The sequence below is a fragment of the Roseobacter sp. HKCCA2468 genome (assembly GCF_037805105.1).
In the GTDB taxonomy this organism is placed as follows: Bacteria; Pseudomonadota; Alphaproteobacteria; order Rhodobacterales; family Rhodobacteraceae; genus M30B80.
On record NZ_JBBLYN010000004.1, the window covers coordinates 75,286 to 92,467 of the forward strand.

Genomic DNA, 17,182 nt, shown 5'->3' on the forward strand with positions numbered 1-17,182 from the left:
GCATAAGCAAAGAACCCTGCAGAGGAACAGTCACAAAAAAGCGCGCCACAGAGGGCGCGCTTTTGATCTTCTGAACTTGTGGCGACGAAGATTAGTTCTTCGCGTAGAATTCAACCACGAGGTTTGGTTCCATCACGACAGGGTATGGCACATCGCCCAAACCAGGGGTGCGCACGAAAGTCGCGGTCATTTTGGAATGGTCGGCCTCGACATAGTCAGGCACATCACGCTCTGCCAATTGCACAGCTTCCAGAACTGTTGCCAATTGCTTGGATTTCTGACGCACCTCAACAACATCACCCTCCTTCACGCGGTAGGATGGGATATTGACGCGCTTGCCGTTCACCAAAACATGGCCGTGGTTTACGAATTGGCGGGCCGCAAAAACGGTTGGCACGAATTTCGCGCGGTAAACAACGGCGTCCAAGCGGCGCTCCAACAGGCCGATAAGGTTTTCACCTGTATCACCTTTTACGCGCTCTGCTTCTGCATAGATGCGGCGGAATTGCTTTTCGGTCAAATCGCCGTAATAGCCCTTCAGCTTCTGCTTGGCGCGCAACTGCGTGCCGAAGTCAGACAGTTTCGCCTTGCGGCGCTGACCATGCTGGCCTGGGCCATATTCGCGGCGGTTTACTGGGGATTTGGGGCGACCCCAAATGTTTTCGCCCATGCGGCGGTCAATTTTATACTTGGCAGACGTGCGTTTGGTCACGGCTGATCTCCTTCGTTAGAACGCCCCAGATCGGGGCTATGAAGGGCGTTGTCCTTTGCCGCTGCTTTCGCTTTGGCCGACAGGCGTTCCCTTGCGGGGGCCACCAACACCAATGAAAAGAAGCACCGCAAACGGTGCCTCAGTGACGCGCGGGCTATAGGGGATTCCTCGCGCTGTCAAGCGCATGGGGAAAATCAAGCGTAGCTTAAGCCGTAAATCCCACGCGATGGCCCAAGATGGGCGGATAAAATCGCGGCTTCAGCCGCGCCCAACATCCGCCGCACAGCAGGGCCAAAAAGATCAGGATGGCCCGCAAGATCAGGATGACGTTCATAAAGGTCATCTAGGCAGGCGGCCGCATCGGCATCCATCTCGTCCTCGGGCAGTGCCGCATAAGCGGGGTGGAAACTGTCAACCGCGACACCGTTTGCAATCAAGACCTGATGCCCCTCAAGCATAACGTGGAAATATGTGACAGAGGCCGCGCGGTGATCCACCCGTGCGCCCAAATCCCCTACCAAATCCTGTGCGCGCATCATGACCTCATCTTCGCCCCAAAGCGCCCGCGCCTCGGGCGATTTAATCAATACGCGATGATCAGGGGACACCAAGAGATCGGGTTCAGGTTTGCCTTTCCCAAAAAGACCCTGCGGCAATCGAATTGGGCGAAGATGCGGCATGGCAAAAAGTTGCGCGCCTGACAGGCTGCGCTGTCCCACCCAAAGGACTTCTTTCAAACCATTGTCGCGGGTGACAAGATAATCCCCTGCCCGCACATCCTCGACCGCAATTTCCCCTTTGAGTGCGGCTAATCGCGTGCCTTTGACAAAGCAAACAACAGGGCCTTGGCGCCGAAAGCGGGCGGAAAACCCGCCCCCCAAAGAGATGATTGTCAAATGTTGGCGCGCGGGTGGCATGCCATCGGGAAAGAGCAATACCGTTTCGCGGCTATCCTCAAGGGTCAGGGGAACGGCACTAAAAAACCGCACGCCATCCGACAGCACCATCGCATCACGATACAGGGGATCGTCAAGGTCGCTCGACACGTGAGGCAGGGGCGCGGGTCTTTGCATGAACTTATGCACGACCCGCGCCGCTTTGGCACGAAGTTGGAGAAGATCACGGCTGGATGTCAGAACAAGGGCGGCGTCTTTGCCTTCAAGCGGGAAGGCACGACCGTGCCAGCTCCAACTCATCCCTTCAGCCAGATCTTTCTTATTATAGTCCGAGTCTCCCTCGATCCGCGTCTGCGCCCAAGAAATGATGAACGCACCGCGCAACCCCATGCTAATGCGATGCCTGCCTTACTTGCCTCAATGCGTGCCGTTTATGTTTCGGCTTGGGAGGCAAGCTAGCATGGGTGATTCGTTCTGTGAATCCCCTTTGACGCGCTTTGGCGAATTTTCGCACATAGACCTATGTTCAAGGAGGGGGGTTAGAAATTCCATCCAAGGCTGACCGACCCAACAACCTGCCCCGTAGTTTGGCCGGCAAATTCGGGCGAGAGATAGGTCACCCCATAAAACGCCGTGTAGCCGTTTTGGCCATAATGCACACCCCCGCGTAGGCGGTGGCGCTCATCTTGTGCATCAGCACCATGGCCCGCGGGTAAGTATTCAGAGGCATCCACATAGGCCCAATCCGCACCCAAGACCAAAGATAGCCCATTGTCCTCCTCAGAGGCGATACCACTGAACCGCTGACCCGTGATTGGATCTCGTAGGCGCAACCCGTTTTGCCCCCATTGACCCAATGTCAGGTCAAACCCAACACGGGCCAAATCCTCTGCCGCGTAAGTCAGACCAAGGAACGGGCGCAGATAGGCCCCTTCGGAGATAGCATATTCATTATTCGCCTCAAAACTTAGATCCAACAGGGTCTTGTTTTGCAATTCACGATTGCCCGCATTCACAACGGGTTGGTTTAACGCCTCATGCAAATCGCGCTGCAACTCGCGAATGCCTGTCTGTGGGCCAATCCCCAAAATATCCGCGCCCATCGCAATATCGGCACCGCGCCAATTGAAATGGCTATGCACCCCAAAGGCCAACACGCCCGCATAGAGGCGATCATTCAGCGCAGGGGTCGTGATATTGGCAGGTGCAATCGCCTCGCCGCGCAGGCGGAATTCGATGACATCGAGCGGGCGTGAGGTCAAATCACCCTGCCATTCTGATCCGTAAAGCACGCTGATGGAATAGGAGCCTGTGCGCCACCGATCTTCGCCATCCCCAATGACATCATTGTTCAGCAACCGCCCATTGCCAAGATAGGTAAATCCCGCATCTTCAGCGGCCACAGGCAAAGCGCCCCGCGCAATGATCAACAGCCCAAGCAGGACGCCTTTGGAACCAAATCGCATTATTAAAAATCCTTGCAAACGTCACTCTGGCCAAAGGAGAGCGCACAATAAACATGACGGGGCCAGATTACGGCCAGCCGCGTTCACAAGGCAGTTAATAATAAAATTGTGTCTAAAATTTGTTTATGACTGTGCTGTGTTATCCACAGGGACTTAGCCGCATTTTGAATAGCCGCAATCGGTGCAGGTCATGCACCCCTCGCTCATCCGCATCGCAGAAGACCCACAGGAATTACACTCTGCCGCCCCTGTGCGGCCTGCGCCCAAATCATAAACCTCGGCGGTGGGGTCGGTTTTCAACCCCATCCCCTCGCCCGAAATAAACCCGATTGAGATCAGATGCCGTTCGATAACACCGCCAATCGCCGCTAAGATCGAGGGCACATATTTACCCCCAATCCATGCCCCCCCGCGCGGATCAAACACGGCTTTGAGTTCTTCTACCACGAAACTCACATCACCGCCGCGGCGGAAGACAGCCGACATCATCCGCGTCAACGCCACTGTCCACGCGTAATGTTCCATATTCTTGGAATTGATAAAAACCTCAAACGGCCTGAGATGACCGCTGAGCACGACATCATTGATCGTGATATAAATCGCGTGCGGGCTATCGGGCCATTTCAGTTTATAGGTATTGCCCTCTAGGGTCTGCGGCCGCTCTAGCGGCTCGGAGATATAAACCACTTCGCCCGTAGCGGCCTCGCGCGCGGTGGCGCCATCTGGCTTTGCTTCTGCCTCAGAAACACTCAGGACACTGCCCGTCACATCATTGGGGCGATAAGTGGTGCACCCCTTACAGCCCGTTTCATAAGCCTGCAGATAGACATCTTTGAAAGCCTCAAAGCTGATATCTTGCGGCACGTTGATGGTTTTTGAGATGGAACTATCCACCCATTTCTGCGCGGCCGCCTGCATGCGCACATGATCAGCAGGGGCAAGGGTTTGCGCATTTACAAAAAACGCAGGCAATTCTGCGTCACCCTGTTTTTCGCGCCAAAGTTTGACCGCGTAATCGGTCACCTCCTCCTCGCTGCGCGACCCATCCCGCTGCAACACTTTGCGCGTGTAGCTATAGGCAAAAACGGGCTCAATCCCAGAGGAGACATTTCCCGCATAAAGGCTGATGGTGCCTGTGGGCGCAATCGAGGTCAAAAGCGCGTTTCGGATGCCATCTTTGGCTATCGCCTCGCGCAAATCTTGATCCATCTGCGCCATATTCCCGGACGCCAAGAACGCCTCGGCGTCAAATAAGGGGAATGCACCTTTTTCCCGCGCCAATTCAACCGAAGCCCAATAGGCCGCATGGGCAATTTCCTTCATCCAAATCTCGGATTGCGCCACTGCGTCATCGGCGCCATAGCGCAGGCCAAGCATCAAAAGGGCATCGGCCAAACCCGTCACACCCAAACCAATGCGCCGCTTTGCTTGGGCCTCGCGCGCCTGTGCCTCGAGTGGAAAACGGCTGGCATCCACCACGTTATCCATCATCCGCACAGCGACCCGCACCAAATCCTTCAGCGCCTCAAGATCAAGGGCCGCATCCGCCTCAAAGGGCGCGCGCACAAGCCGCGCAAGGTTCACAGAGCCAAGCAAACACGCCCCATAGGGCGGCAAAGGTTGTTCGCCGCACGGGTTGGTTGCCGCAATGGTTTCGCAATAGGCCAGATTATTGGATTGGTTGATGCGATCGATGAAAATCACACCTGGCTCAGCGTAATCATAGGTCGATTGCATAATCTGGTTCCACAGGTCACGCGCCTGCACCGTGCGGTAAACCTTGTTGTCAAACACCAATTCCCAAGGCCCGTCCGCTTTGACCGCCTCCATAAAGGCATCGGTGACGAGAACAGAGACATTGAACATCCGCAGCCGCGCCGCATCAGATTTGGCGGTGATAAAATCTTCGATGTCTGGGTGGTCGCAGCGCATTGTTGCCATCATCGCGCCGCGGCGCGAGCCAGCCGACATAATCGTGCGGCACATGGAATCCCAAACATCCATAAAACTCAGCGGGCCAGAGGCATCCGCGGCCACCCCCTTAACATCCGCGCCTTTGGGTCGGATGGTCGAGAAATCATAGCCGATCCCGCCCCCCTGCTGCATCGTCAAAGCCGCCTCTTTGAGCATATCAAAAATGCCGCTCATGCTGTCGGGGATTGTGCCCATGACAAAGCAATTGAAAAGCGTGACACTGCGCCCCGTTCCCGCACCCGCCGTGATGCGACCAGCGGGTAGATATTTGAAATCCTCAAGGGCTTCGTAGAATTTTTCTTCCCAATAGGCGGGATCTTTCTCCACCGAGGCCAAAGCCCGCGCGATCCGCCGCCAAGTGTCCTCGACAGTGCGGTCAATGGGTGTGCCATCCGCCTCTTTAAGGCGATATTTCATATCCCAAATTTGTTCAGCAATCGGGGCGGCAAAACGAGACATAGCGCAGACTTTCACGATCAGATGGGGAAACACAAACTAGGGGCCTTGGCGCAAGCGGTCAACTTGAACCTTGTGAAAAATAGCATACCATATCTTGAGGGACTTTGGGGAAGAGATATGAGCAGCACCATAAATCTGGTCAAATTATGTGTCGGCGCCGAAGAGGTGCAGGATCTTTTGAACTGGCAAAAGAACCCGCGCGCCTTGGGGCCATCGGGCCTGCCGCGCCATGTGACACGGATGTGGCCCAAGCGTGAGGCAGAAATTCTTGCAGGCGGGTCGCTTTATTGGGTGTTCAAAGGATTGATCCTGTGCCGCCAAAAAATCTTGGCCCTCGAGGAGGTTGATCGCGGCGATGGGATCAGGCGCTGCGGCATCGTTTTGGAACGGGATGTCACCCGCGTGACACCCACGCCCAAACGCCCGTTTCAAGGGTGGCGCTACCTCAAACCCGAAGACAGCCCCCGCGATTTAAACGCCAATCGCGCAGAAGAAGAAACTTTGCCGCGTGAATTGCAAACCGCTTTGGCTGAAATCGGCGTTCTTTAGATCGAAAGCTTGGTTTTAAGCCCATCAAGGGCGGCTCGGGCACCATCTGTCCAATCTGCGCCGCGCGCCCGAAACAGCATCGCTTGGCTGCGCAAGATCATCCCATCCGACAGGATTTTCAGGTTATTGGCCCGCAAGGTTTCCCCTGTTGAGGTGATATCAGCGATCAATTCCGCCGTGCCATGCGCCACGGTGCCCTCGGTCGCGCCTTGGCTGTCGACCAATTGATAATCGGCAACCCCTGCAGCGCGCAGATAGTCCCGCACAAGACGATGGTATTTCGTGGCGATCCGCAAACGCATCCCATGGGCCTCGCGGAAATCTGCGGCAACAGCGTCCAGATCATCCACGCAATCCACATCAATCCAGCATTGCGGCACAGCCAAAACCAAATCCGCAAAGCCAAATCCAAGCTCGGCCAATTCTTCGACCGACTGATCCCATGCGGGGATCTTCTCACGCACAAGATCGGTGCCTGTCACGCCCAAATGAATGCGGCCCGCCGCCATTTCGCGCGGAATTTCTCCCGCAGACAGCAACATCAACTGCATATCCGCGCCCGAAACTTCGGCGGCATAATCGCGCTCTGAGCCTGCGCGGCGCATCTCAACCCCGCGCGCTGCAAACCAATCAAAGGTCTTTTCCATCAACCGCCCCTTAGACGGCACCGCAATACGCAACGTCATATGCCACCCTCCTGACGCGAGAGGCCATGCAGCAATTCAGGACGGATCACCCCGCCCACAGCGGCAATCTCACGGCCATTGCCCAAGATTTTGGTCAGCGCATCATAGCGTCCACCTGTGGCAACGGGGGGCATATGCGGGTCAGTCTCGTTGAAAAAGCCGAACACAAACCCATCATAATATTCCATATTCGTCCGCCCATATGAGGCCTCGAACCATAGGTCATCTACGGCGACACCTGCGGCGGACAGCGCCTCAATACGGCGCACCAAGCCTGAAATGGCGCTGTCGATCTGCGGTAAATCCACAGCCAAATCCCGCAATTGTGCGACTGCGTTTGGCAGGGTTTCGCGCAAAGACAAAACTCGCTCCAAGGCTTCGGCCTGCGCCGCCGAAATACTGGGCGCATCATCATCCTCGGCCAAAGCGCGCATACGGCGCAAGACATCAGCGGGGCTGCGTAGACCACTCCAATTTTCAGTGGCATCAATCATGGCTTCAGGCCCCAAATCCGCCATTTGGGCAATCAATGCTGCACGGGTCGCAGGGGCATCGCTGCGGCCTGAAAAACGATCTAGCAAGCGCCGAAAACGGCGCGGGCGCCACACATGACGCCGCAAGGCGCGTTTGCGCCGCTCGGTTGTATCAAGGGCAGATATCGCGGCCAAAACCACGCCAATATCGCCAGTGACGGCACGCAGGCCATATGGGGCAAGCAATGTGGTAAAAAGGGCAAAGACTTCGGCATCCGCGCGCGCAGGATCATCACGATCAAACAGCTCATATCCAACTTGCAGATATTCGCTCGCGCGGGCGGGACTGGCCTCCTGTTTGCGGAAAACCTCGCCCATATAGCTGTAACGCGCAGGCTCCGCCCCGTCCGACATATGGCGCTGCACCACGGGCACGGTGAAATCGGGCCGCAGCATCATTTCGCCGCGATTGGGGTCATACGTGACATAGGCCCGCGCGCGGATATCTTCGCCATAGAGATCAAGCAGCGTATCAGCAGGCAGCAAATGATCGGCTTCAAAAGCCACGGCGCCCGCGGCTTGAAATGCCGCAAAAAACCGCTCCGCCTCCGAACGAATGGCCGCTTTTTGGCTCATCCCTGACGCTCCAATATAGCGCGAATTTCGGCGACCAGATCACCGCGCGCCACTTCGCGCTGTGCAGGTTGCGCCTTCCATTCCTCAAGGCTTGCATTGGCTGCAATCTTAGCCCCTAAGATCAAATCCTTGATCTGAACCACGCCGCGCGCGGCCTCGTCCGAACCTTGGATGACCGCAACAGGGCTTTCGCGTTTATCTGCATATTTCAACTGATTTCCGAAATTCTTAGGGTTGCCCAAATAAACCTCGGCGCGGATGCCCGCATTGCGCAACTCAGTCGCCATGGCTTGATAATCCGCCATGCGGTCGCGATCCATGACCGTCACCACGACAGGCCCCTGCATCGCGCCGCTGATCCGCCCTTTGGCGCGCAATGCGGCCAAGAGGCGATCAACCCCGATGGACACACCCGTTGCAGGCACATCTTGGCCTGTGAAGCGTTTGACCAAATCGTCATAACGTCCGCCGCCTGCAACAGACCCAAATTGACGCGGGCGGCCTTTGTCATCCAGAATCTCAAAGGTCAACTCCGCCTCGAACACGGGGCCCGTATAATAGCCAAGGCCACGCACCACCGAAGGATCAATCACGATCCGGTCGGGGCCATAGCCTTGCGCATCAAGCAGCGTGGCAATGGTTTCAAGTTCGGCCACCCCAGCCTCACCAATCGCAGATGTGCCAATCAGTTTGCGCAGCGTCACCAAAGTCTCGGCATTGCTGTCTGCGCGCGCCAAGAGGAATGCCACGATCTGATCGGCCGCTGCCGCATCAAGACCCACGCCATCGATATAAGCCCCAGACTCATCCAAACGGCCCTTGGTCAGCAATTGGATCACGCCTTCGCGGCCCACTTTATCGAATTTATCAATCGTGCGCAGTACAGCTTGGCGGGTGGTTTCATCCTCGGAGGACAATCCAATGGTCGCCAGAACCCCATCCAACACCTTACGATTATTCACCCGCACCACATAATCGCCGCGCGGAATACCCACAGCCTCAAGCGTGTCTGACAGCATCGCGCAAATCTCGGCATCTGCGGCAACGCTGGCCGCACCGACCGTATCGGCATCGCATTGGTAGAATTGGCGGAAGCGCCCCGGCCCTGGCTTCTCATTGCGCCAAACGGGGCCAAAGGTGTAGCGGCGATAGGGGCTTGGCAAATCATTGCGATATTGCGCCGCTACGCGGGCCAAGGGGGCGGTCATGTCATAGCGGAGCGCGACCCAACCGCCGTCTTCCTCCTCCTGCCAAGCAAAAACGCCCTCATTGGGGCGATCCGTGTCAGGCAGGAATTTCCCCAAGGCCTCCACGGTTTCCACGGCGGATGTCTCAAGCGGGTCGAAGCCATAGCGCTGATAGGTTTCGGCAATTTTCGCAAGCATCTCTTGCCGCTCCAACACCTCCGCGCCGAAGTAATCGCGAAATCCACGCGGCGTCTCTGCTTTAGGGCGGGGCTGTTTTTTCTCTTTTGCCATAACCATATCCTCAATCTCGCGCGTGGTGTAGCGCCCTCGCGTCAAAGGGGCAAGAGAGGGGTGGTCATGGGGCCCCTGCAAAGGTTAGTTTGCATCCGAACGCAATGACACAATCCCAGACAAGGATCATAGGCCCCATGAGCGCCTCTCGCGATGATTTGGAAATGCATTTGGCCCATATCACCCGCACAGTCGATGACCTCTCAGAGGTGGTCGCACGCCAAGATCGGGAAATCACCCGTCTCACGGCCTGTGTTGAGATGCTGATGCAGCGTGAGGCAGATCGTGAAGCCGCAGGCGATATGCCCGCCGCCAATCAAAAACCGCCCCATTGGTGAATGGTTAGACCTCTTCTACCGCAATGACACCGCCCAAAGATTTCAGCGCCCCTTTTATGGCGGGATTGACGGGGTAATCCTCGCCCAAGAGGACTTCGACCTCACCCGGAAGATCGGCGGCTGTCAGGCATAATTGAATTAGGCCGGTCACCCGCGATGCATTGGTCTTTTTGGCCTCGCCCAACACATTGGCCAATTGCGGCAAAGCAGTCGCGTCCTCGACAAACACCCTCAAGCCTGTAGCCCCACCTTGTGCGGCAACCGCATCAATGGGCTGCACTGCACGCGCCAGGAGTTTTAATTGCTCCGCTTCATAGGTGGCCTCAACGGTCAACACCACATTCTGGCCTGCCTCTAACAGATGCCGCGCAGACTCGAGCAGGTCAGAGAACACTGTGACTTCGTAAAGTCCCGTTGGATCAGAAAGACCCACAAAGGCAAAACGGGTGCCGCGCTGGCTTTTGCGCTCTTGCTTGACCGCAACCGCCCCTGCCAATTTGGTGACAAAAGCCCCCCCTTGCACCCGCGCCTCAACCTCACGCAGCGACAAGCAGCCCGAGCGTTTCAAGCTTGGCATATATTCATCCAAAGGATGGCCAGAAAGATAGAAACCAACCGCCTGATGCTCTTGGGAAAGCCGTTCATTCGGCAACCAATCTGGCGGATTAGACAGGCGTGGCTCAGGCAAATCATCGCCCCCTTCCCCGAACAGAGAGGTCTGGTTTGACGATTTTTGATCATGAATTGCAGCAGAATAGGCGACCAGCGCATCCAAACTGTCAAACACGCGGCGGCGGTTCGCATCAAGCTCGTCAAAGGCGCCTGCGCGCGCCAACATCTCAAGCGGCCGCTTGCCCACCCGTTTCAAATCAACCCGCCGAGCGAAATCAAAGAGCGATGCAAAGGGCTGATCTCCGCGCCCTTCAACGATCAGGCGCATTGCATCGACACCGACATTTTTCAAGCCACCCAAACCATAGACCACGCGCCCATCAGACACGGAGAACGTAGCAAGCGAGCGATTAACGCAAGGCGGCACGATCTCGATGCCAAGGCGACCCACCTCTTGGCTGTAAATAGACAGCTTATCCGTCAGATGGATATCGCAATTCATCACCGCAGCCATGAATTCGACAGGATGGTTCGCCTTAAGCCAAGCGGTTTGATAACTGACAACCGCGTAAGCGGCCGCGTGCGATTTGTTGAAGCCGTAATTGGCGAATTTTTCTAGCAGGTCGAACACTTCTTCGGCCTTGGCCTTGTCGACCCCATTTGCCTTTGCCCCTTCCACGAATTTGGGGCGTTCGGCATCCATGGCCTCTTTGATCTTCTTCCCCATGGCGCGGCGCAGCAAATCCGCACCGCCTAGGCTATAGCCTGCCATGACCTGCGCAATTTGCATCACCTGTTCTTGATATACGATGATGCCTTGCGTCTCTTCGAGGATGTGATCAATCAAGGGATGGATCGAGGCCCGCTCTTTGATCCCGTTCTTCACCTCGCAATAGGTTGGGATATTCTCCATCGGGCCCGGGCGATAGAGCGCCACAAGGGCCACGATATCCTCAATGCAGGTGGGGCGCATACGCCTTAGGGCATCCATCATGCCCGAGCTTTCCACCTGAAACACCGCAACCGTCTTTGCCGAAGCATAGAGCGCATAGGTCGCTTCATCGTCTAACGGGATCGCGTTGATCTGGTTTTCTGCCCCCTCAGGCGGTTGATAGAGCGCGTGGCCATCTGGTGCGACATGCAAATCGCGGCCCGATGAATGGATCAGATCAATGGCATTTTGCACCACAGTCAGGGTTTTCAGGCCGAGAAAATCGAATTTCACCAAGCCCGCAGGTTCTACCCATTTCATATTGAACTGGGTCGCAGGCATGTCCGAGCGCGGGTCTTGGTAAAGTGGCACCAACTCGTCCAACGGGCGGTCACCGATCACCACGCCCGCGGCGTGGGTTGAGGCATTGCGCAAAAGCCCCTCGACCTGTTGCCCATAATCCAAAAGCCGCGCGACCACTTCTTCGGCCTGCGCTTCTTCGCGCAAGCGCGGCTCATCGGCCAAGGCTTTTTCGATGCTCACGGGTTTGACCCCCTCAACAGGGATCATTTTTGACAGGCGATCCACCTGACCATAGGGCATTTGCAAAACCCGCCCGATATCGCGCACGGCCGCCTTGGACAACAGCGCCCCAAAGGTGATGATCTGCCCCACGCGGTCGCGACCATATTTTTCCTGCACATATTGGATCACCTCCTCACGGCGATCCATGCAGAAGTCGATATCGAAATCGGGCATTGAGACGCGTTCAGGATTGAGGAAGCGCTCGAACAGCAAGCTATAACGCAGAGGATCAAGGTCGGTGATGGTCAAGGCATAGGCCACAAGGCTGCCTGCACCCGACCCGCGCCCAGGCCCGACTGGGATGTCATGCTCCTTGGCCCATTTGATGAAATCGGCCACGATCAAGAAATAGCCTGGGAAGCCCATCCCCTCGATGATGTCCAATTCGAAATCGAGGCGCTTTTGATAGTCCTCAACTGATGCCGCATGCGGGATCACCGCAAGGCGCGCTTGCAAACCTTCATTGGCCTGACGGCGCAGTTCTTCCACCTCGTTCTCGGCAAAGCGCGGCAAGATCGGGTCGTGGGTGCGCGCGCGATAGGCGCAGCGCTGTGCAATCTCGACCGTGTTTTCAATCGCCTCGGGCAGATCAGCGAAGAGTGTCACCATCTCTTCGGGGGTTTTGAAATAATGCTGCGATGTCAGGATACGGCGTGGTTCTTGTTGATCGACATAGGCCCCTTGCGCGATGCAGATCAACGCGTCATGCGCCTCATACATTTTTGGTTTGGGGAAATAGACGTCATTGGTCGCCACAAGGGGCAGGCCCATCTTATAGGCCATATCAATCAAATGCGGCTCACTCAGCGCCTCTGCCTCGGGCAGACCCTGATCTATGGGGTGACGCTGTAATTCAACATAAAGCCTATCCCCAAAGATCTCAGCCAATCGCGCCATCAATCCTTCGGCTTTGGCAATTTGCCCCGCAGATAAAAGCGCGCCAAACGGCCCCTCAGGGCCACCAGAAAGACAGATCAACCCCTCATTATGCGCCGCCAATTCATCAAGGGTGACATGGGGAATCTGGCCATCGCCGCGCAAGTAGAAATGCGAATTCAGCTTTAATAGGTTCAAGTAACCCTGACGCGATTTCACCAAAAGAACAATGCCGCGCGGGGGGCGCGGTTTCTCGCCCTGCGCTGCTGCCTCATAGGCCAAATCAATCTGGCACCCCAAAATCGGCTGCACACCTGCCTTGACCGCATATTCGGAAAACTCAAGCGCGCAGAACATGTTGTTGGTGTCTGTCACTGCGACAGCGGGCATGCCTGCATCGGCCACCAATTGCGGCAAAGATTTGATCCGCATCGCCCCTTCAAGCAGCGAATATTCGCTATGCACACGCAAATGGATGAATCGAGGCTTTGACATAAACCCAACCTATGAAATGCGCGCCGAGCAGAAAAGCAAAAAAGCCGCCTGCATCTCCAAAGGGATGCAGGCGGCCTTCACGGGAGGAACCCTGTCTCGATCAGGTTGGATCAGCCATCCACGCGGATCGTGACGTTCTTCGGATCATAAGGGCTGTCTTCGGTAATTTCCGCATCATAAAGTGCGCCCATGATCATCACCTTCAGCTTTTGCCCAACCTGCGCATAGTCAGGTTTCACATAGCCCATGCCGATCTGTTTTCCGAAATGCACGGAATAGCCACCTGATGTCAGACGCCCAACACGGGTTTCGCCATCAAACAAGGCTTCGCGCCCCCATGGGTCAGCATCCTGAGGCCCGTCTATCAACAGCGTCACACATTTAGAGCGGATACCCTTATCAAGCATTGCTTGCTTGCCATGGAACTCCTTCGAGAGATCAACAAAGCGATCTAGGCCCGCCTCCAATGGCGTAGCATCACGTCCGAGTTCATTGCCAAAGGCACGATAGGATTTCTCCTGACGCAGCCAGTTCTGCGCACGCGCACCAACCAGCTTGAGCCCATGCTTTTCGCCCGCAGCCATCAGTTGATCCCACAGGTGATTTTGCATCTCAATCGGATGGTGCAATTCCCAACCCAACTCACCTGTATAGGCCACACGCGCAGCGCGCACAGGCACCATTCCCAGCTCGATGTCGCGCACAGACAGCCACGGCGAACGCTTGTTCGAGAGGCGTGTTTCTGGCTCTGCGTCACGGACAAGCTCGTTCAAGATCGCGCGGGAATTTGGCCCCGCAAGGGCAAAGACACCCCATTTCGTGGTCACATTCTCGACCGCAAACCAGTTGCCTGTGCTTTGGGTTTTGGCCCAGAAATCTTCTTCGGCCTTGCGCAGATAATCGCCGTCATAGGCCTCCCACGCGCCTGCAGAGACGAGGTAGTAATCATTCTCAGCAATCCGCATGATAGTGTATTCGGTGCGGGTCGTGCCTGCATCGGTCAGCGCATAGGTCAGGTTAATCCGTCCCACTTTGGGCAATGCGTTACAGGTAAACCAATCTAAGAAAGCAGTCGCCCCAGGCCCGAACACACGATGCTTGGCAAAGGCTGTTGCATCAATCAGGCCAGCGGTTTTGCGGATCGCTTCCGCTTCCTCGCGGGCAAAGTTCCACCATCCGCCGCGGCGGAAACTGCGCGCATCATGGTCAAATTGAGACGGCGCATCTTTGGGGCCGTAGTAGTTTGGACGTTCAAATCCGTTTACACAGCCAAATTGCGCGCCAAGCGCCTTTTGACGATCATAGGCAGGGCCTGTGCGCAAAGGACGGCAGGCTTCGCGCTCTTCGTCAGGGTGGTGCAGGATATAGACATGCGCATAGCATTCTTCATTTTTGCGCGCTGCATATTCGGTCGTCATCCAATCTTGGCCGTAACGCTTGGGATCAAGGCTCGCCATATCGATTTCCGCCTCACCTTCGACCATCATCTGCGCCAGATAATAGCCTGTGCCACCCGCCGCGGTGATGCCGAAGCTGAAACCTTCAGCCAACCACATGTTCCGCAGGCCAGGCGCAGGGCCAACCAATGGGTTCCCATCGGGGGTGTAGCAGATCGGGCCATTGTAATCATCCTTCAGACCCACTGTCTCACTGGACGGGATGCGGTGGATCATGGACATATATTCTTCTTCGATCCGCTCCAGATCGAGCGGGAAGAGATCCGCGCGGAAACTGTCGGGCACAGCATATTTGAAGCAGGCAGGTGCGCCTTCTTCATAAGGCCCTAGGATCCATCCGCCGCGTTCTTCGCGCACATACCATTTTGCATCTGCATCGCGCAAAACGGGATGCTCGGGCGCGCCATTTTGACGGAAGGCCACCAATTCTGGATCAGGCTCCGTGACGATATATTGATGCTCGACTGGGATGGCGGGGATTTTGATGCCCAACAATTTCGCTGTGCGCTGCGCATGGTTTCCTGTTGCGGTCACAACATGTTCGGCAGTGATCACTTGGGTTTCCTCAGACGGAACCAAATTGCCGCCCTTTTCCACCATCTTGGTGACAGTGACGCGCCATGCCTCGCCTGTCCATTCATAGCCATCAACTTGCCACTTGCGCTCGATAATCACGCCACGCTGGCGCGCGCCCTTGGCCATGGCTTGGGTCACGTCTGCAGGGTTGATATAGCCGTCAGTCGGGTGGAACAGCGCCCCTTTGAGATCTTCTGTGCGCACAAGCGGGTAGCGGTCTTTAATCTGCGCAGGCGTCAACCACTCGTAGGGGATACCAACTGTCTCAGCGGTCGATGCATAAAGGCGGAACTCGTCCATTCGTGCATCGGTCTGCGCCATGCGCAAGTTACCGACCACAGCAAACCCTGCGTTGAGCCCTGTCTCTTCTTCCAGCGTCTTATAGAATTTCACAGAATAGTCGTGAATATGGCTGGTTGCGTAGCTCATGTTGAACAAGGGCAAAAGTCCGGCCGCGTGCCATGTCGAGCCAGAGGTCAATTCATCCCTCTCCAACAGCATCACATCCTGCCATCCCGCTTTTGCAAGATGATAGGCAATAGATGCGCCAACGGCACCGCCGCCGACAACCAAGGCTTTGACATGTGTCTTCATGATATCCGCTCCCGCGCGTGATCTGTGGTTGTCCCCTCTTGCCAGAGGTCAAGCCGCGCGGCCTCGCCCGCCCGACCGAAAAAAGACAGAAAACGACATCTGTGACACAGGCCACATAATCAACAAAAAAAAGGCCCCTTTCAGGGGGCCTTTTTCATAACTTTTACCTTTCAAGCATACCTGCTTAGTGCAGGCGGCTTTCCACTTCAGCGATGGCCGCATCAATGCGCTTGTTCGCTTCTGTTGCAGTGGTGCTGTCGGCCAAAATCTTTGCCGCAGCCGCAATTGCAACATCGACAGCACGGTTGCGCAATTCACGGGTCGCTTTTTCTTCGGCACTCGTGATCTGCTCCTCAGCTGCCTTGAGACGGCGCGCGATGGATTGCTTGAGGTCTTCTTTGGCAGCATCGGCAGCCAAACGGGCCTCTTCGCGGGCGTGGTCGATAATGCGCTGAGATTGTTCAGCCACTTCGCGGCTTTTTCGCTCATAGGCCGCCAGAACGGCTTGCGCTTCATCGCGTAGGTTGCGGGCCTCATCCAATTCGGAACGGATGGTTTCCGCACGGTCATCCAACATCTTTAGGATCATCGCAGGCACGTTGAAATAGAACAACAGCGCCAAGAACAAGATGAAGCCGATCAGCACCACGTAATTGGTGTTGAAGAAAGACGCAAAGCCGTAATCACCACCTGCTGCAAAAGCAGGCGCCGCGATTAGGGTGAGGGCAGATGTTGCCAATGTCGCGTAACGCAGTGTCATGGCTTATCCTTTCATCCGCTCTGCAATGGCCGCTTTCAGCGCCTTGGCATCGGGCTTGCCGCCACCAAGAGCCGTTACAATCTCGGCTGTCGCATCTTTTGCGACCGCTTCAATGTTTTTCACAGCGCCTGCGCGGATCTCACCGATACGCGCTTCAGATTCTTTTGCCTTCGCAGCGATCTGCGCGTCCGCTTTTGCAGTTGCGTCCGCCAATTCAGCCGCGATTTCGCTGCGGGTCTGGGCGATGATGTCTTGCGCTTGCGCGCGCGCATCTGCGAGGGCTTTGTTATAGGCCTCTTCCGCTTCAGCAGCTTTGGCTTTGAGGTCTTCAGCAGCGGCAATGTCCTTTGCAATCGCGCCTTGGCGGTCTGCCAAAACGGATGCAACGCGGGGCAACGCCACGCGGCTCAAGATCAAATAAACGACCACCAGTGTAACCACGAGCCAGAAAATCTGGTTCGGGAAGGTGGAGAAGTCGAGTTGCGGCATACCCCCCGAGGCGGCTTCACCACCATGGGCTGCACTGGCAACGTTGTGGGCAGTCTCTGCCATCATGTCCTCCTGGAACCGGTGATTACACTGGGCCGCTGTGGCGCGCTGCGCGCAAAGCGACCCAGCCGTAAGGATGG

General features: G+C 56.2%; 13 protein-coding genes. 2 read left to right on the plus strand and 11 right to left on the minus strand.

The annotated features are described in order from the left end of the window. Positions 1-91: 91 nt before the first annotated feature. From rpsD to AAC620_RS10295, 4 genes are all read right to left on the minus strand, one after another. Positions 92-712: a 30S ribosomal protein S4 gene (gene rpsD / locus AAC620_RS10280; protein WP_340244762.1), complete on the minus strand. Its 621-nt coding sequence runs from the start codon at positions 710-712 to the stop codon at positions 92-94. Positions 713-906: 194 nt separating this feature from the next. Then, complete coding sequence (locus AAC620_RS10285; RefSeq protein ID WP_340244763.1) at positions 907-1,998, minus strand: Hint domain-containing protein; 1,092 nt, start codon at positions 1,996-1,998, stop codon at positions 907-909. Between the two features lie 149 nt (positions 1,999-2,147). Then, positions 2,148-3,074 carry a lipid A-modifier LpxR family protein gene (locus AAC620_RS10290; RefSeq protein ID WP_340244764.1) on the minus strand — a complete coding sequence of 309 codons (927 nt, stop codon included), beginning with the start codon at positions 3,072-3,074 and terminating at the stop codon, positions 2,148-2,150. Positions 3,075-3,227: 153 nt separating this feature from the next. Continuing rightward, positions 3,228-5,507, minus strand: coding sequence for an adenosylcobalamin-dependent ribonucleoside-diphosphate reductase (locus AAC620_RS10295; protein WP_340244766.1), 2,280 nt, complete (start codon positions 5,505-5,507; stop codon positions 3,228-3,230). A gap of 117 nt (positions 5,508-5,624) precedes the next feature. On the opposite strand from AAC620_RS10295, the gene AAC620_RS10300 reads away from it, so the two are divergent. Beyond that, entirely contained in the window at positions 5,625-6,056 is a 432-nt protein-coding gene (locus AAC620_RS10300) for a DUF1489 family protein (protein ID WP_340244768.1), read from the plus strand. On the opposite strand, the gene hisG is transcribed toward AAC620_RS10300, so the two are convergent. From hisG to hisS, 3 genes are read right to left on the minus strand one after another with little or no spacing between them, the layout of a single operon-like run. Then, entirely contained in the window at positions 6,053-6,742 is a 690-nt protein-coding gene (gene hisG / locus AAC620_RS10305) for an ATP phosphoribosyltransferase (RefSeq protein WP_317656485.1), read from the minus strand. The genes AAC620_RS10300 and hisG overlap by 4 nt on opposite strands. Next, positions 6,739-7,851 carry an ATP phosphoribosyltransferase regulatory subunit gene (locus AAC620_RS10310; RefSeq protein ID WP_340244772.1) on the minus strand — a complete coding sequence of 371 codons (1,113 nt, stop codon included), beginning with the start codon at positions 7,849-7,851 and terminating at the stop codon, positions 6,739-6,741. The genes hisG and AAC620_RS10310 overlap by 4 nt, the downstream gene beginning before the upstream one ends. Next, complete coding sequence (gene hisS / locus AAC620_RS10315) at positions 7,848-9,329, minus strand: histidine--tRNA ligase (protein WP_340244774.1); 1,482 nt, start codon at positions 9,327-9,329, stop codon at positions 7,848-7,850. The genes AAC620_RS10310 and hisS overlap by 4 nt, the downstream gene beginning before the upstream one ends. A 137-nt stretch (positions 9,330-9,466) precedes the next feature. Between hisS and AAC620_RS10320 the strand changes: the two genes are divergently transcribed. Further along, entirely contained in the window at positions 9,467-9,667 is a 201-nt protein-coding gene (locus AAC620_RS10320; RefSeq protein WP_340244776.1) for a SlyX family protein, read from the plus strand. A 4-nt stretch (positions 9,668-9,671) separates the two neighbouring features. Here AAC620_RS10320 and dnaE read toward each other — a convergent pair whose 3' ends face one another. The 4 genes from dnaE to AAC620_RS10340 form a co-directional block, all read right to left on the minus strand. Then, complete coding sequence (gene dnaE / locus AAC620_RS10325) at positions 9,672-13,166, minus strand: DNA polymerase III subunit alpha (protein WP_340244778.1); 3,495 nt, start codon at positions 13,164-13,166, stop codon at positions 9,672-9,674. Positions 13,167-13,276: 110 nt separating this feature from the next. Beyond that, the gene (locus tag AAC620_RS10330; protein ID WP_340244780.1) at positions 13,277-15,793 is read right to left on the minus strand and encodes a GcvT family protein; all 2,517 of its coding nucleotides are present in this window, start codon (positions 15,791-15,793) and stop codon (positions 13,277-13,279) included. Between the two features lie 184 nt (positions 15,794-15,977). Continuing rightward, positions 15,978-16,553 carry a F0F1 ATP synthase subunit B family protein gene (locus AAC620_RS10335; RefSeq protein ID WP_340244782.1) on the minus strand — a complete coding sequence of 192 codons (576 nt, stop codon included), beginning with the start codon at positions 16,551-16,553 and terminating at the stop codon, positions 15,978-15,980. 3 nt (positions 16,554-16,556) lie between these two features. Further along, on the minus strand, positions 16,557-17,105 hold the full coding sequence (locus AAC620_RS10340; protein WP_340244784.1) for a F0F1 ATP synthase subunit B': 549 nt from the start codon (positions 17,103-17,105) through the stop codon (positions 16,557-16,559). Between the last annotated feature and the right edge of the window lie 77 nt (positions 17,106-17,182).

What these genes read in the sequence shown, in the direction of transcription:
- AAC620_RS10285 (WP_340244763.1), bottom strand. Translation starts at nt 1,998, where the DNA reads ATGGGGTTGCGCGGTGCGTTCATCATTTCTTGGGCGCAGACGCGGATC.
- AAC620_RS10290 (WP_340244764.1), bottom strand. Translation starts at nt 3,074, where the DNA reads ATGCGATTTGGTTCCAAAGGCGTCCTGCTTGGGCTGTTGATCATTGCG.
- AAC620_RS10295 (WP_340244766.1), bottom strand. Translation starts at nt 5,507, where the DNA reads ATGTCTCGTTTTGCCGCCCCGATTGCTGAACAAATTTGGGATATGAAA.
- AAC620_RS10300 (WP_340244768.1), top strand. Translation starts at nt 5,625, where the DNA reads ATGAGCAGCACCATAAATCTGGTCAAATTATGTGTCGGCGCCGAAGAG.
- hisG (WP_317656485.1), bottom strand. Translation starts at nt 6,742, where the DNA reads ATGACGTTGCGTATTGCGGTGCCGTCTAAGGGGCGGTTGATGGAAAAG.
- AAC620_RS10310 (WP_340244772.1), bottom strand. Translation starts at nt 7,851, where the DNA reads ATGAGCCAAAAAGCGGCCATTCGTTCGGAGGCGGAGCGGTTTTTTGCG.
- hisS (WP_340244774.1), bottom strand. Translation starts at nt 9,329, where the DNA reads ATGGCAAAAGAGAAAAAACAGCCCCGCCCTAAAGCAGAGACGCCGCGT.
- AAC620_RS10320 (WP_340244776.1), top strand. Translation starts at nt 9,467, where the DNA reads ATGAGCGCCTCTCGCGATGATTTGGAAATGCATTTGGCCCATATCACC.
- dnaE (WP_340244778.1), bottom strand. Translation starts at nt 13,166, where the DNA reads ATGTCAAAGCCTCGATTCATCCATTTGCGTGTGCATAGCGAATATTCG.
- AAC620_RS10330 (WP_340244780.1), bottom strand. Translation starts at nt 15,793, where the DNA reads ATGAAGACACATGTCAAAGCCTTGGTTGTCGGCGGCGGTGCCGTTGGC.
- AAC620_RS10335 (WP_340244782.1), bottom strand. Translation starts at nt 16,553, where the DNA reads ATGACACTGCGTTACGCGACATTGGCAACATCTGCCCTCACCCTAATC.
- AAC620_RS10340 (WP_340244784.1), bottom strand. Translation starts at nt 17,105, where the DNA reads ATGGCAGAGACTGCCCACAACGTTGCCAGTGCAGCCCATGGTGGTGAA.